Genomic DNA, 15,420 nt, shown 5'->3' with positions numbered 1-15,420 from the left:
AGAGAGGGTAGTTTTGCTTAGTGCGATACCGGACCAATAAACCGGTTTTCCTCATTAATCAGAATGCTTTCATCATCTAAAGCCTGAACCCTGAACATTATGTTGTAGTTGGGGCGTTCCAGGTAGCGGGGATCTGCTTGCAGACTGATAGGGTGGTCGAGTAATTCACCAGCGCGAATAAGTACTTCGCTGGCTCCGCTCATGGTCAACCCATCAATACCGGTTACCTGAATGCTAAAGCGATGATCATCCTGAGACTTGTTAGCAAGTTTGAGAGTATATACGTTTTCAATCATGCCGTTGGATGCTTCAACATAAAGTTGACCCCGGTCACGAAGAATATCAACTTCCAGAGGAATCCTGCTATACAAGGTGTAACTGAACGCGATGAACATGGCGCAGATAGCGATGAAATATCCGATTAAGCGAGGCCGGAGGATATGAGTCTTACCTCCTTCCAGGGCGTGTTCGGTTGTATAACGGACCAGACCGCGCTCATAACCCATGCGATCCATAATGTCATCACATGCATCGACACAGGCGCCACAGGCAACGCATTCGTACTGCAGGCCGTCCCGGATATCGATACCCACAGGGCAGACGTGGACACAGTTATCGCAATCGATACAGTCACCAAGGCCTTCGGCTTTATAGTCAGAATTTTTCTTACGCTTACCGCGGTTTTCGCCCCGGGTGTCATCATAAGAGATGACCAGTGTGTCCTGATCAAACATAACGCTCTGGAAGCGAGCGTATGGGCACATGTAAATACATACCTGTTCACGAAGCCAGCCTGCGTTGGCATAGGTTGCTACGGTCAGGAATCCGATCCACCAGGTTTCCCAGGGGCCGAGGTCCCAGGATAAAACGGACGGTATGAGTTCACGAATCGGAGTGAAATAGCCCACGAAAGCAATAGCTGAAGCAGCTGCAATCGCTATCCATAGGAAGTGTTTCGTTGCCTTTTTGACAAGTTTTTTGCCGCTCCAGGGGGCTTTGTCAAGACGCATTCGCTGGTTTCTGTCGCCTTCTGCGACACGTTCAGCCCAGATGAAAAACCAGGTCCAGACAAACTGAGGACAGGCATAACCGCACCATAAACGTCCAGCAAATACGGTTACAAAAAAGAGTACAAAGGCAAGAATGATCAGGAGCCAGGAAAGTAACATGAAATCCTGAGGCCAGAAGGTAAGGCCAAAGATATTAAACTGACGACTTGGCAGGTCAAAGAGAATAGCCTGATGACCATCCCATTGAATCCAGGAGAAACCGTAGAACATTGCCAGCATAATAAAGCCGGATATGGTGCGTAGATTTTTAAAAAAACCTTTATAAAATTTTACATAGATGTGTTCGCGTTTTGCATAAAGGTCGTATCTTTCATCGCCCTTGTTGCTCTTGGGTGTTACATCCTTAACTGGTATTTGATTCATACCATTCCTCACCATCAAATAATCATAATTCTGCCTTCAAAACCAAGCTCTACAAGGTTTATTAGGAATTTTGAATATTATACTCGGTTTGCTGCAGTAGTTAAGCTCAAGCGTAAAAAAAGGCGATATGATTTGCATCATATCGCCTTTTTTGTTGATCTGAACCTTACTTGTTAGAAAGGCTGTACACGTAAGCAGTGATAAGTTGAATCTTATCATCGCTTAGCAGATCTTTGTGTGCTGGCATTACGCCATTACGACCAGTACGGATTGTGTGGCTTACTTTTTCGAAAGTAGAGCCATACAGCCAGATGTCATCAGTCAGGTTAGGAGCACCCAGTGCCTGAACGCCTTTACCATCTGCACCGTGACACGCTGTACACAGAGCCTGGAACTGTTGCTCACCGCGAGCAGCTGCATCAGCATCGTGATTGGATGCGCTCAATGACAAAACGTAGTTAGTCACATCGCGAACACCTTCTTCACCCAGAACCGCACCCCAAGGTGGCATTGCACCCTGGCGACCATTTGCAATAGTCTGTTGGATGGTTGCCGGAGCACCACCATACAGCCAGTCACTATCGGTCAGGTTAGGGAAGCCGTGTGCACCAGCGCCAGTGGCACCGTGGCACAAAGAGCAGTTGTTAGCGAACATACGCTGGCCCATTTTCAAGCCTTCAGGCTGCGCCTGAAGATCTTCAATGGACATGGTTGCGTATTTAGCGAAAATAGGCTTGTAAACCTCTTCCGCATGCGCCATCTCTTCTTCCCACTGATTTGTTGACGTCCAGCCCAGAACTCCTTTGAAGTTACCGAGGCCTGGATAAAGGGTCAAATAAACCAAACCGAAGATGATGGTTGCAATAAACATATTCAACCACCAGCCAGGTAAAGGGTTATCAAACTCTTCAATCCCGTCAAATGCGTGACCCAGGGTTTCCTCGGTCGCTTCTTTGTGCGGTTCGCTGCGGCGAGTTACAAGCAGCAGCCATGCACATCCTAATATAACTGCAAGTGTAATTACAGTTACCCATGCGCCCCAAAAAGCACTCATTGTTCTTTTCTCCCGTTATCAGTTCCTAGAGTCCGCTGATCCTGCTCATCATCTTCGAAGGGCAGGTTAGATGCCTCGTCAAAGCCTTTGCGGTTACCTGGTAATAAAACCCAGATAAATAGACCGATAAAGGTGATCAGCATCAACACCGGAAGGTAAGGACCGTAAACTTCGTAGCTCACTCTGATTACCGCTTGTTGTTGTAAACAGAGTGGGTTTTGCCAAGTGCCTGAAGGTAAGATACCAGAGCATCAATCTCTGCTTTTCCTTCAACCTGTTCGCGAGCGGCAGCGGCATCTTCCTCGGTGTATGGAACACCCAGTTTAGCCAGAACCTGCATCTTAGCGGCAGTGTCTGCACCTGACAGTTTGTTTTCAAACAGCCAAGGATAAGACGGCATCTTAGATTCAGGTACTACGTCGCGTGGGTTATACAGGTGCGCACGATGCCAGTCATCACTGTAACGACCACCGACCCGGGCCAGATCTGGACCGGTACGCTTAGAGCCCCATAGGAAAGGGTGCTCCCAAACGTGCTCGTTGGCAGTTGAGTAGTGACCGTAGCGCTCAGTTTCGGCACGGAAAGGTCGAATCATCTGAGAGTGACATACGTTACAGCCTTCACGGATGTAGATGTCGCGCCCTTCAAGTTCAAGCGCAGAGTATGTGCGCAGACCTTCGATCGGCTTAGTTGTCGAATTGCTAAAGAACAGAGGTACGATTTCAGCAAGGCCACCGCCACTGATCACCAGGATGATCAGCAGGATCATGATGCCAATATTCTTTTCAATCGTTTCGTGTTTGATCATTTCAATATGCTCCTCTGATCCTTAAGCTGCTTGCGTAGAAGCGTCAGCTGCAGGAGCTGTGCTGTCTTTGCGTACAGTCTGCCAAACGTTGTATGCCATTAACAGCATACCGGTCAGGAAGAATGCACCGCCCAGGGCACGAACGAAGAAGCCAGGATGGCTTGCTTCCAATGCCTCTACGAAGCTATAGGTCAGGGTGCCGTCAGCGTTAACTGCGCGCCACATCAGACCTTGCAGGATACCGTTTACCCACATCGCACAGATGTACAGTACAGTACCGATAGTTGCCAGCCAGAAGTGGGTGTTTACCAGTGACATGCTTGCCATTTGAGCTTTACCCCAAAGACGTGGAATCATATGGTAAACCGCACCGATAGAGATCATCGCAACCCAGCCCAAAGCACCCGCATGTACGTGACCGATAGTCCAGTCAGTGTAGTGGGATAGAGCATTTACGGTCTTGATAGACATCATCGGGCCTTCGAAGGTAGACATACCGTAGAAAGACAGAGAAACAACCAGGAAACGTAACACAGGATCTGTGCGTAGCTTATGCCAAGCACCAGATAGCGTCATCATACCGTTGATCATACCGCCCCAGGAAGGAGCCAGCAGAACCAAAGACATAACCATTGCTACAGACTGAGTCCAGTCAGGCAAGGCAGTGTAGTGCAGGTGATGACCACCAGCCCACATATAAGTAGCAATCAGAGCCCAAAAGTGAACGACAGACAGGCGATATGAGTAAATTGGACGCTCAGCCTGCTTCGGTACGAAGTAATACATCATGCCGAGGAAGCCTGCTGTCAGGAAGAAGCCTACAGCATTGTGTCCGTACCACCATTGAACCATCGCATCTACAGCACCCGGATAAACCGAGTAAGACTTGAACAGAGAAACAGGCATCGCTGCGCTGTTTACAATGTGCAGTACTGCAACAGTGATGATGAATGCCATGTAGAACCAGTTACCCACGTAGATATGAGATGTCTTACGCATCTTCACAGTACCCAGGAATACGATAGCGTAGGCAACCCAGACTACAGTGATAAGCAGGTCAATCGGCCATTCCAGCTCTGCATACTCTTTAGAAGAGGTCAGACCCAGTGGCAGGGTGATTGCTGCGCTCAGAATAACCAGCTGCCAGCCCCAAAAGGTGAAGGCTGCCAATTTATCAGAGATCAAACGGGTTTGGCTCGTACGCTGTACGACGTAGTAAGAGGTTGCGAACAATGCGCAGCCTCCGAATGCAAAGATAACTGCGTTGGTATGCAACGGACGCAGGCGACCGTAAGTCAACCAGGCAGTATCAAAGTTTAGTGCAGGCCATACTAACTGGGATGCGATTAGCACTCCAACGGCCATTCCGACAATTCCCCATACCACTGTCATGATGGCGAATTGACGCACCACCTTGTAATTGTAGGTTGGGTGTTCAGCTGCTGTGCTCATATCAGGCTCTCATCAACAAGCTATTAGAAAGGTTTAGAAAGTAAATTTCCGCTGGCTATTATGTTGAAACAGCGATGAAATTTCAATGCGTCAACGGTATTAGTTGCGACATAGTGCCGCACTGCAAAAAAATAGGACTAAAGTTTATTGTCTTTATTTATAGTAGTTGATTTTTAATCAACTAATTGATTAATAACGTTATTAATCGTTATTGTTGGTTTTAATTAAAGAGTATGAAGTGCATGTTTTTGCTGTTTTGGTCATAAGTTGTTCGTTATTAAGCCAGTATCAAAAGTTACTATTTTGTATTTTCTTGATGTGGATCAAGCGCTGTCTGGGGCATAATTGTCACTTTCTAGAGTAACGGGATAAATAATGCTGATTGAAGGCAAGCCAGATAAAGGCAGAATATTGTTGGCGCACGGTGCCGGAGCGCCAATGGATAGCCTGTTTATGAACCAGATTTCAGCAGGTTTGGCGGCCGGGGGGCTGGAGGTGGTTAGGTTTGAATTTTCCTACATGCAACAGCGACGGATAGACGGTAAGCGTCGTCCCCCTGACCGCCAACCTAAGCTGCTAGACTTTTTTTCTGGAATGATTGAGTCTTTTGCGGAGCCTGGCATACCGCTTTGGCTGGGAGGGAAGTCAATGGGAGGGCGGATGGCAACCCTGTTGTCGGAGGATCCAAGAGTTGCGGGGTGCTTCGTATATGGTTACCCCTTTTACGCGCCAGGCAAGCTGGACCGACCGAGAACCGAACATCTTGTTTCAATGACTAAACCGGTGCATATCTTTCAGGGCACCCGGGATGTGATGGGGCGTCAAACAGTGGTTGATGACTATCAGTTGTCAGATTCCGTTACGGTTCACTGGCTTGAGGATGGTGATCATGATCTAAAGCCATTGAAAAGAACTGGAATAACGCAGGACGAACACATTGCTCATGCAGTAGAATCCACGCTCGCGATTATCCCTGATTGAATTGTTGAGGTACTACCCTGTGAATCACTTACTGCTTTATTGCCGCCCGGGTTTTGAGAAAGAATGTGCTGCTGAAATCCGTGAGTTGTGTGAGCAACAGGGGATCTATGGCTATTGCAAGCTGGAAGAGAATACCGGGTACGCCCTGTTTATAAGCCATCAGCCTGATGGCGCGAGTCTGGCTGTAGAGCAGCTCGATTTCCATGATCTTGTATTTACCCGGCAATGGATTGCGTGTCTGCCCATACTTGATGAGGTTGATACAAATGATCGCATCGCTTCGTTGATTGGTTATGTTACCGAGTTGCCAGAGTGTAATGAGTTGTGGGTCGAACCGTCAGACACAACTGAAGGTCGAGAGATGCAGCGTTTTTGCAATAGCTTTGGCTCAGCGTTTAGTCAAACTTTACGTAAACAGGGGATGCTGCCCCGTAAAGCGGCAAACCGGCTGCATATTTTTGCGCTCTCTGGCAGCCGTTTTTATATCGGCTTTGCTCCGGTTGCGAACTCAGCACCCTGGCCGATGGGTATTATGCGTCTGAAGTTTCCACACCAAGCGCCTAGTCGTTCAACGTTAAAGCTGGAAGAGGCATGGCATTGGTTTATACCTCAAAAACAATGGCATCAATTTATCAGTAGCGGCAAGCGAGCTGTGGATTTAGGTGCTGCACCCGGAGGCTGGACATGGCAACTGGTGAATCAGAATATGTTCGTAACGGCGATTGATAACGGCCCTATGGCCGAATCTTTAATGGAAACAGGTCAGGTGACTCACCTTACAGAAGATGCCTTTACCTATCAGCCGTATAAATCATTTGACTGGATGGTGTGTGATATTGTCGATAAACCTACCCGTGTTATCCGACTGATGACACGTTGGCTGGTTGAAGGCTGGTGCAGGGAGACTGTGTTCAATCTGAAGCTCCCTATGAAACAACGTTACCCAGAAGTTAAAGGTTGTTTAGAATACTTGCATAATGAACTGAATGCCGCCGGCCTTAAAGCTCGGGTTGCTGCAAAGCATCTGTATCATGATCGTGAAGAAATTACGGTACACGTTCGGGTATTGGACCGAAATTAATGTAGCTGCCACCATTAAGGCCACTCTCCTTAATGGTGGTGCATATATAAACTGCGATGGATGTTTCCGGCTTGTTGTTAATGCTCAAGGACCGTGATTTTTTCATCAGTTTCCAGCATTGGCATAATCGCTTCCATAATCTCTTTACGCTCTTCTGATGAAAACCATCGCTGCCAATCCTGAAGGGTGCGAAAGTTTGCCATGATAAACCTGTGATTATGGTTATTGCTGTTCTTTAACGATTCACCAGAAATGAAACCGTGGGCTTGCATCGCTTTTTGTAAGGTGTTTCGGGCAGCTTTTTCATAGTGCTCTGCCAGGTCATCAGCAATATGGCGCTCAATTATTACTCTAATCATCATGGCTCTCCATAAGTTGAACAAAATTATTTTCATTTATTTCAATATAATAGCTCAAATCAAGCGGGTAAAATGTTATCAGGCAAAAAGATGGGTTTTTCTATGCGGCTGAATTTGCGACAATATGTCCCCTGATGTATTAGAGGTATTGCTGATGGTTGAAGTAAAAGCGGATAAAGAAATGGATGCAACTGGTCTGTTCTGTCCCGAGCCGGTAATGCTGTTGCACAACAAAGTGCGCGAAATGGCAACAGGTGAAGTGTTGCAGTTGACTGCAACGGACCCTTCAACGCAGCGAGATGTCCCCAAGTTTTGTACCTTTCTGGGGCATGAGTTATTGGCTCAGGAAGCGGTAGATAATCAATTTTTGTATTTGATCCGTAAGGGAGAGTAATCCTGTTTGTTAGGGATCGAATTCCGATAATTTTAGAGGCCCTGAGGGTCGCACGATAAACAGTTGAGAGAAGCTTACTGTGACAGCAACAGAAATCGCGGATAAATCAAAATCCCGCACCCGTTCCAAAAATCGGGCAGCAAATCAAGCTGCCTTGCAACTGCTGTGTGATGCGTATCCGGACGTTTTTAACCGGGAAAATATGCGTCCACTTAAAATTGGTATTCAGGAAGATCTGATTGCTGATGAAAAATTAGCTAAAAACAAAATTAAGCGGGCTCTTGCTTCTTATGTTCGTTCTCCATATTACTTTCGGAGTTTGAAAGAGGGCGCTGATCGAATTGGTCTAGATGCGCTGGCCTCGGGTGCTGTCACTGAATCAGAAGCGGAGCACGCCAAGCAGCAGCTTAAAGAGATTAATAAACTGCGCCAGCAAAAGCAGCAGGAAGATAAAGCTCAGCAAAGAGTTAAGCAGAAGGAAGAGCGCCTTAATAATAAGCTTGAGATGCTGCTGACAAAGCGAGGTTGATCGCGTTGTTAAGCAAAAAAAACCGCCTTATGGCGGTTTTTTTGTTTTAAGGTCACTATCTATGCCTTTGAAAGGCGTTGAGTACCAGAAAAGCTAGCGGTATTTACAGCTGTTCGGGCTTGCCGTGAATCCAGCCCTGGGAGCCATCCACCTCAAGCTGGCGCAGGTGGTTCAACTGAGAATCTCGCTCGACATGTTCTGCATAGGTCATGATATCGAGGCTGTGGGCCACCGTGACTAAACTCCGGACAAAGAAGCGATCTTCTGCGCTGCTGTCCAGCTCTCTTATCAGCGAGCCATCGATCTTAATATAATCAGGGTGGACCGTATAAAGGTAGCTGAATCCGGCAGGGTTTATACCGAAATTATCAACGCCAAATCGAATACCAGACTGTTTCAGTTTATCTCTGAAGAGGTTTACCTGACTGAGATTGTTTAGTACTGAGGTTTCGTTTATCTCGATACAAAGGTGCCCTGGCTGGGGCAGAGTCGATGCTGCGCTGATGAGCCAGTCACAGAAATCCATATCGCGCACTGAGTCGTTACTCAGATTCACGCCGAGTGTTAAATCAGGGTCTTTGATGAGTCGTTCTAGGGCTAAATTCAATACCGATTTATCCAGTGCGGTCATGAGGTTCAGTTGTTTGACAACACTGATAAACTCGCCGGCCATACAGGGATGATTATCCTGATTGAGTATTCGCGCATAAATTTCGTGATGGAGCACGCCATTGTGATCAGCTACCTCTCTAACGGGCTGAGCCTGGAGGAAAATGTCGCCGCTGACAATCTTGTTGCTGACGTGCTGATGCCAGTTTGCCTGGCTCTCAGGGCTAGTAGTATTTTGACAGAATAGGGGGGTGTTATCGTTACAGGCCTTCTCCGTTGCTTGTCGGGCTTTAACAAGTAACTCTTTCGAGCTGCCCTGTTCATCGTAGGCAGAGACACCGATAAAGAAAATACTACGTTCAATCGTGTTGTTTAGCTGGCGATAGCAATCCTGAAGGTTGTTGGCTATTTTACTGAGCTCTTTCTGTAACTGGTCGGGGTCTGTAATATCACTAAGCAAGATGAGTTCAGAGATGCTTATGCGGCCAATGACAGGTTCTTCTGTCTGTCTGGCCAGCTCTTTCAGTTGGCCTGCGCAGGCAAGGATAAAGTTATTCGCTTTTTCCAGTCCAAGTTCCTTGTTGAGTTGCTGGAGATCTGCAATTTGTAGATGGATCAGGTTTCCTGCTCCAAAGTCTCTTCGGTAATCGATACGTTCATTCAACTGGTTGAATGTTGCTCGCTGATTTGCCAATCCGGTAAGGTCATCCTGGTATGCGGTACGTCTGATTTCCTCGATATTTTTAGCTTGTTCATCGAACATGGTTCGAACCCGACGAACCATCATGTTCATTGCCAGTACTACCTGTTTAAGCTCCCGGGTGCCGGGAATATTATCTTGCTCAATATATTTTTGCTGTGACAGTGCCAAAGCTTGTTTCTCAACACCTTTCAATGGATTGAGTATGTAACGCATCAGTAAGCTGATAAAGAACATGCTGAGCAGCGAAAGCATGACAAACCAGGCAAAGGTATTTTCTGCACCACGCCATAGTTGTTCATAGGCATAGCCTGCACGACTTTGAACAAAAATGGTGCCGGCCTTTTGCCATTGGTTTGTTATTTCGCGTGTCATTTCTGGCGGGGTGATCTCAACCAGATTAACAAACCAGTCAGGCACGCTTTCACTGATTTTGGCGGGCGTGTTTTTAACGAAGAGTGGTTGGTTATTCGCATCTACTACCCGAATCTGTTGGTAGAAGCCGCTATCAAAGATAGCATTGACCGTGGTTTCAATGGAGGCTAAATCCCGCTCTGCCATATAAGGTGCAAGATAGAGCCCCAGATGTGTGGCGGTATCCTGACCATGTGACTCAAGCTGATGAATCAGCATCTCTTTAGAGCTATCGGACATCAGGTATACCGTGCCGGAAACCAATCCGATCAGTACGGCTAAAACGGCGGCCATTAGCTGATTAACGATTGACATGCGTGATTCCTCTTTTTCTCAAAGATCAGGTTAGTAGTCCTGATGTTCCATTCGTGATTGTAATTGCACCCAGGGTTTCAGTTGATCTGATGTCCCTACGAGGGTGCTACGACGCCCTTTTTTTGACAGCCATAGGTTGTCGCCATTAAAACTGTATACGTGTTGCAGATCCAGGCGACGGTTGGCTGGCTTTATCTCAGGGATCAGGTTGTCCAGAATTAATGGTGTTTTTCCGGGTGACGGATAATAAGTCAGTACCATGTGTGCCTGATTCAGTTTGAGCGCTTTTACGTAGGCAATGCTCAGCTTTTCGATTGGCACCCCAAGCTGGCGCAGGGTGTAATACTTGGCGATGGAGAAATCTTCACAATCACCACCATTAGTGATTAAAAACTCGACCGGGCTAGCCCAGTAGTCTTTCTTCTTCCAGTGAATAATGTCGTCGATAAAACGGAGCTGATTGAAAAAACGATTAACCCGGTGAAGTTTTTCATCTTCATCAAGGCTGGCGCTATCGATGATAAGATTTTGCCATGCTCGCAGGCGGCGCTCAGCCATCTCACCATATTTTTGGCCAAGTTTTTTAATCTGAGCTTCAGACATTTTAATGCTGAAGTCAGGGGCTGCAGTCAGGCTATAAGCAAGCGAAAGAAAAATAAGGCCGAAGAGTGCTGACAGGCGTGATGAAGGTCGGCCTGAGGTAGATCTGTGCTGAGTCTTTAGAGTGTCTCTGGCCACGTGAATTATTGCTTAACACTTCTGATATCAAAGGGAATCTTCATTGTTTCACAGCTGTAGAGTTAGCGCTGCTGTTATTTACTCAAAATGGGGTTATCGGCTAAGAGGAGCCTGGCATCAGATTGCATTGTCGTAAGAGTGTTTGCCAGGCGCGGGTATGTCGGTCCCGTGCCTGAATATAGCTTATCCAGTGGGGTGCATCTGTCGCGAGTATAAGGTTGTGGTACTTTTGCATCGGTTGAGGAATGCTGCTGAAGTTATGCAATAAATTACGATTGAGTTCAAGCCACTGTTTTCCCTCGCGATCTATACGTGCCATATAGGGCTGCAACTGGCCTGCGTAGTATTTGTTGAAAATGTTTATGACGATACGGGCTTTCGGTGTTGTTTGCTGCTGATAACAGAGAGGGCGTTGTTCAAGGCGTTGTTCGATGACTGCCGTGCTGTGTTCCAGTGTTCGTCTTATGAGGCTTATAGAGCGCAGCCAGCGACTGCCATAGCGGTTGTTGTAAAGGCTCTGGTAATGGATTTCAAGCTGTTCGAGTGAGTCCGGTTCAGACCATTGATCTTGAGTGTTAGTTAGTTTTGCTACTTGGTTGAGTGCATTCAGTGCCTGTCGGCTTAGGCTGAATCCATTATCGCCTTCAAGGGGTAATGCTGGTTCTGACAGGGAGAAATTTCTTTCGATAGCTTCACTGGTAAATATGCCATTCCAGAGGGCTGCTTCAAACTCACTTTCTTTAACGACAAAAATAGCCTGAACCTGCTGAATCAGGTTTATATCCGCGTCGTTACTGTTTAAGGTTTTTAAGCAACGTCTGAGCCCGCTATATAGGCGGATTTCATAAACCATTCTTTTAGAGGGTTGCATGACTTTGCCAAGTGAGCTGTTGCGTTCTGCGATAAGGTTTAATAGCTGGCAGTGACGTAAGTTTAAGACCTCTACTAGCCCTTGGCGCAGATCTGTGACAGGTATTATGCGTTCACGGCGGCGTGGATACGGGGGGAGTTGAAGAGGCTGGCTTAGATTCAGTTCTGAATCAATATCCAGACTGTTAGCGAGGCGGTTGCTGTAGGTTTCTAGCATCTGTTCCGGCTGCTGACTGTCACAGCCGGACAGCAGTATGCAGGGGATCAGAATGATCAGGCAGTATCGAAATTTTGACATTGTTTGCGAATACTCCGGTATCGCATTATTAATAGTATAGCGCTGATCGTTAAGCCCGCGACCAACCCCATCCAAAAGCCCTTAGCACCCATCGCAGGGGTCAGTATATCGGTCAATCCTAATAAATACCCTATGGGCAGGCCGATCAACCAGTATGAAATAAAGACTAACAAGAGAGGGGTCTCGGTGTCTTTATGTCCCCGTAATATACCAATAGCGGCAACCTGAATTCCGTCGGGTATCTGAAAAAAAGCCGCTATCAGTAAGAGGCTGCTGGCAAGTTTAATGATCTCCTGCTGCTCGGAGTAAAGTTCGGTAATTTGTACTGTTAAGAGAGAGATTAAGGAGCAGGAGATAATGGCTGTACAGAAAACGATTGCGAATCCCGTTATCGCAGTAGTGTTGGCTCCGGTATTACTACCCTGGCCCAGTCGCTGGCCTACACGGATAGTTAGGGCCATTGAGATACTCAAAGGAATCATAAACACAATGCCGGTAAAGCTCAGTGTAATTTGATGAGCAGCTATAACAGTTTCACCCAGGCGGGCTATCAATAAGGCGATAGCGGTAAACATACTAACTTCAATAAACAGGGTGAATCCAATAGGGATGCCGATGCGGAGCAGGTTGTAGAACTGCTTGAGCTTGAATCTGGGTGTGTTAATTAGCTTAAGTTTGCGAAAGTGGTGAGATTTCTTAAGGTAGATGACTGATAGGATAGCCATCACCCACATTACGATAGTGGTTGCCCAGCCGCAGCCTTCGCCGCCCAGCTCAGGAAAGCCAAAGTTACCGTAAATTAGCAGCCAATTGAGCGGGATATTACAGACTAACGCGAAAAGCCCTATTTTCATGAGCGGTTTGGTTTTGCCAAAACCTTCGCAATAGCTTCGGCATGTTTGATAAAGCATCATGCCGGGCAGACCCCATGAAAGCGCTTCAAGATAACTGATTGTTTTTTGTTTAAGGCTGCCGGAGACATCCATTAACTCGAGTAGCGGGGCCATATTACGTAGCACTAGCCAGGCGACGATACTGGCTATTACCGAGACCAGTACACCCTGGTTGAATATAGAACGTGTTCTACGCAGGCGTTCGTTGCCCACCTGCTGGGCTACCATCGGCGTTATGGCCATCAAAACGCCACTGAGGGAAAGCATTACGGGCAACCAGATGCCTGATCCCAGTGCGACAGCAGCCAGGTCTTCAGTGCTATAGCGGGCTGCCATCAGCGTATCAACAAAGCCCATTGCGGTTTGTGATAGCTGCGCAATGATGATCGGCACGGCTAGCGCAAGAATCTGGCGGCTCTCTTGAAATGATATTTGGTTTGAGTGTTTCAATGGATAGCATGGCCGTTGGTAGGGGGCTAAGGCAAAAAAAAACCGGAGCATAGGCTCCGGCTTATTATCGGCAGTTGAGTTAATTAGTCAACGCGAGTTGCAACGTACCGGCCAGGAGCTGGTTCGATAACTTTGAATTCGGCATTGCCAAACTCTTTAGGCGCATCGACTTTTTTGCCTGATTTAGGCTTCAGCCACTTAGTCCAGTTTGGCCACCAGCTGCCTTCCTGTTTTTCGGCAGTTTCAAACCAATGGTCAGCACCTTGTCCGAGCTCACCACCCGTCCAGTAGTTACGGCGATTTTTAGACGCAGGGTTAATGACGCCGGCTACATGGCCGCTAGCACCCAAGACAAACTCAATATTGCCTTGCATTGTCTCGGTACCCTTAAAGGTACCTTTCCAGGGAGCGATGTGGTCATCAATCGTTGACAGGAAGTACACTGGAATCTTGATATTACGCAGGTCAATGGACTCGCCGCAGATAGTCAGGCCACCAGGCTTAGACAGCTTGTTATTGATGTACATCTCATTGATGTAGAAGTTGTACATGTTAGCTGGCAGGTTGGTGGAATCGCCGTTCCAGTACAGGATATCAAACGGAGCAGGATTCTGACCCTTAAGGTAGTTGTTGACTACATACGACCAGACCAGATCATTTGAGCGTAGCATGTTGAATGCTGTAGCCAGGTTGCGACCGTTTAGCAGGCCTTCATCATCTACTTTCTGAGTGAGCTGCTTAACTTGCTGCTCATCGATAAATACGCTGAGCTCACCTGGATCGGTGAAATCGGTCAGTGTTGTGAGGAATGTAGCTGAATTAATGGAGTCGTCTTTACGCGCAGCCATAACAGCGAGGGTGGAGGCCAGAATAGTACCGCCAATACACCAGGCGGTAGCATTGATTTTGCTTGTGCCAGAGATGCTTTTGACAGCATCTATTGCCTTCAGTACGCCATCACCAACATAGTTGTCCCAGCTGATTCCGCGCTGATCGACTGTCGGGTTGACCCATGAAATCAGAAATACCGTTTGACCCTGATCAACACAATATTTCACATAGGAGTTGTGCTCCTGCAGATCCATAATGTAGAACTTGTTGATACAAGGAGGCACGATCAGCGTCGGACGTGAATATACTTGTTCAGTCGTTGGCTTGTACTGAATGAGCTGTAGCATTTCGTTTTCGAAGACAACGGCGCCTTCTGTTGTTGCAATGTTCTCACCCAGAGAGAACGCGGACTCATCGGTCATAGTAATACGACCTTTATCCATGTCGCCCATCAGGTTCTGCAAACCATCGATTAAGCTTTGACCTTTAGAGTCCAGAGCTTGCTGAAGTACCTCTGGGTTGGTCATTGCAAAGTTGCTTGGGGACATTGCGTCAATATACTGCTGAGTATAAAACTCCAGCTTTTTCTGTTCGCTCTCATCCAGATTAGCGGTGGCCGCCATCTCGTTCATGAGGTTGGATGTTAGCAGGTAAGATTGCTTGATGTAGGAGAAGACAGGGTTCTGACTCCACTCTTCAGCAGCGAAACGACGATCGCCTTTTTGAGGTGCCGCAACAGGCTTATCCATTGCTTTGCCAGTAAGAATGTTCTGCCACAGGTTCATCTGAGCCTGTTGGTAATCGGTGATGGCGCGTACCCATACCGTTGGATCTTCGAATGAGCGTGAAGCCAGCTCAGTCCATGACTGAGTGAAATTTTTGAACAGATCTTCACTACCAGTTTGAGAGTACATCTCCAGAACTTTCTGGCTCTCCTGATTCAGATAGTTAATGAATTCTTGTGGGTTAGAAAGGATATTGCTGTTGTTTTCCATAAAACTGCCTTCTCTTTGAGCCTAACTTAGATGTTTTGCTAACTTCTTTGATTAGCTTCCACATACGGAGGATTAGTTAAAAACGATTAAATATATAAATTGCTCTCTAAACTAATCCGAACCTTTAATAATATTGGCTATTTATCATACATAGCCCATGAGCATAGCTACATTGATGCAGCGCAGCAAGCGTAAATTGCCCTACTTTAGTTACAA

At 47.0% G+C, this 15,420-nt stretch carries 15 protein-coding genes; 4 read left to right on the top strand and 11 right to left on the bottom strand.

Translation table 11 applies throughout. The annotated features are described in order from the left end of the window. Positions 1 to 17 precede the first annotated feature (17 nt). The 5 genes from ccoG to ccoN all read right to left on the bottom strand — a co-directional run bounded on the left by ccoG (position 18) and on the right by ccoN (position 4,747). Entirely contained in the window at positions 18 to 1,433 is a 1,416-nt protein-coding gene (gene ccoG / locus AMJAP_RS09665; protein ID WP_019622228.1) for a cytochrome c oxidase accessory protein CcoG, read from the bottom strand. Between the two features lie 166 nt (positions 1,434 to 1,599). Continuing rightward, positions 1,600 to 2,487, bottom strand: a complete 888-nt coding sequence (gene ccoP / locus AMJAP_RS09660) for a cytochrome-c oxidase, cbb3-type subunit III (protein WP_019622229.1) — start codon at positions 2,485 to 2,487, stop codon at positions 1,600 to 1,602. Continuing rightward, positions 2,484 to 2,669: a cbb3-type cytochrome oxidase subunit 3 gene (locus tag AMJAP_RS09655; protein WP_019622230.1), complete on the bottom strand. Its 186-nt coding sequence runs from the start codon at positions 2,667 to 2,669 to the stop codon at positions 2,484 to 2,486. The genes ccoP and AMJAP_RS09655 overlap by 4 nt, the downstream gene beginning before the upstream one ends. 5 nt (positions 2,670 to 2,674) lie before the next feature. Further along, positions 2,675 to 3,295, bottom strand: a complete 621-nt coding sequence (ccoO, locus tag AMJAP_RS09650) for a cytochrome-c oxidase, cbb3-type subunit II (protein ID WP_019622231.1) — start codon at positions 3,293 to 3,295, stop codon at positions 2,675 to 2,677. Between the two features lie 21 nt (positions 3,296 to 3,316). Further along, positions 3,317 to 4,747 (bottom strand): cytochrome-c oxidase, cbb3-type subunit I, encoded by a 1,431-nt coding sequence (gene ccoN / locus AMJAP_RS09645; protein WP_019622232.1) that lies wholly within the window; start codon positions 4,745 to 4,747, stop codon positions 3,317 to 3,319. Positions 4,748 to 5,122: 375 nt separating this feature from the next. Here ccoN and AMJAP_RS09640 point away from each other — a divergent pair, with 375 nt between their 5' ends. Further along, entirely contained in the window at positions 5,123 to 5,728 is a 606-nt protein-coding gene (locus AMJAP_RS09640) for an alpha/beta family hydrolase (RefSeq protein ID WP_019622233.1), read from the top strand. A gap of 19 nt (positions 5,729 to 5,747) precedes the next feature. Continuing rightward, positions 5,748 to 6,809, top strand: coding sequence for a 23S rRNA (cytidine(2498)-2'-O)-methyltransferase RlmM (rlmM, locus tag AMJAP_RS09635; RefSeq protein WP_019622234.1), 1,062 nt, complete (start codon positions 5,748 to 5,750; stop codon positions 6,807 to 6,809). Between the two features lie 77 nt (positions 6,810 to 6,886). On the opposite strand, the gene AMJAP_RS09630 is transcribed toward rlmM, so the two are convergent. Continuing rightward, a complete protein-coding gene (locus tag AMJAP_RS09630; RefSeq protein ID WP_328701997.1) occupies positions 6,887 to 7,171 on the bottom strand; it encodes an antibiotic biosynthesis monooxygenase family protein in 285 nt (94 codons plus the stop codon). A gap of 151 nt (positions 7,172 to 7,322) precedes the next feature. Here AMJAP_RS09630 and tusA point away from each other — a divergent pair, with 151 nt between their 5' ends. Together tusA and AMJAP_RS09620 are read left to right on the top strand one after the other, a co-directional pair. Further along, complete coding sequence (gene tusA / locus AMJAP_RS09625) at positions 7,323 to 7,562, top strand: sulfurtransferase TusA (protein ID WP_026340169.1); 240 nt, start codon at positions 7,323 to 7,325, stop codon at positions 7,560 to 7,562. A gap of 79 nt (positions 7,563 to 7,641) precedes the next feature. Next, positions 7,642 to 8,091 carry a ProQ/FINO family protein gene (locus AMJAP_RS09620; protein WP_019622237.1) on the top strand — a complete coding sequence of 150 codons (450 nt, stop codon included), beginning with the start codon at positions 7,642 to 7,644 and terminating at the stop codon, positions 8,089 to 8,091. 103 nt (positions 8,092 to 8,194) lie between these two features. Here AMJAP_RS09620 and AMJAP_RS09615 read toward each other — a convergent pair whose 3' ends face one another. The 5 genes from AMJAP_RS09615 to AMJAP_RS09595 form a co-directional block, all read right to left on the bottom strand. After that, positions 8,195 to 10,129, bottom strand: coding sequence for a bifunctional diguanylate cyclase/phosphodiesterase (locus AMJAP_RS09615; protein ID WP_019622238.1), 1,935 nt, complete (start codon positions 10,127 to 10,129; stop codon positions 8,195 to 8,197). Between the two features lie 30 nt (positions 10,130 to 10,159). After that, positions 10,160 to 10,732 carry a transglutaminase-like cysteine peptidase gene (locus tag AMJAP_RS09610; RefSeq protein WP_019622239.1) on the bottom strand — a complete coding sequence of 191 codons (573 nt, stop codon included), beginning with the start codon at positions 10,730 to 10,732 and terminating at the stop codon, positions 10,160 to 10,162. A 235-nt stretch (positions 10,733 to 10,967) separates the two neighbouring features. Further along, positions 10,968 to 12,035: a DUF3080 family protein gene (locus AMJAP_RS09605; protein WP_019622240.1), complete on the bottom strand. Its 1,068-nt coding sequence runs from the start codon at positions 12,033 to 12,035 to the stop codon at positions 10,968 to 10,970. Further along, positions 12,011 to 13,429: an MATE family efflux transporter gene (locus AMJAP_RS09600; RefSeq protein WP_019622241.1), complete on the bottom strand. Its 1,419-nt coding sequence runs from the start codon at positions 13,427 to 13,429 to the stop codon at positions 12,011 to 12,013. Before AMJAP_RS09600 ends, AMJAP_RS09605 begins: the two co-directional genes overlap by 25 nt. A 32-nt stretch (positions 13,430 to 13,461) precedes the next feature. After that, positions 13,462 to 15,204 carry a PHA/PHB synthase family protein gene (locus AMJAP_RS09595; RefSeq protein ID WP_019622242.1) on the bottom strand — a complete coding sequence of 581 codons (1,743 nt, stop codon included), beginning with the start codon at positions 15,202 to 15,204 and terminating at the stop codon, positions 13,462 to 13,464. Positions 15,205 to 15,420 lie beyond the last annotated feature (216 nt).

Source organism: Amphritea japonica ATCC BAA-1530 (assembly GCF_016592435.1).
Classification (GTDB): Bacteria; Pseudomonadota; Gammaproteobacteria; order Pseudomonadales; family Balneatricaceae; genus Amphritea; species Amphritea japonica.
This window is presented reverse-complemented; position numbering and strand designations above follow the sequence as displayed.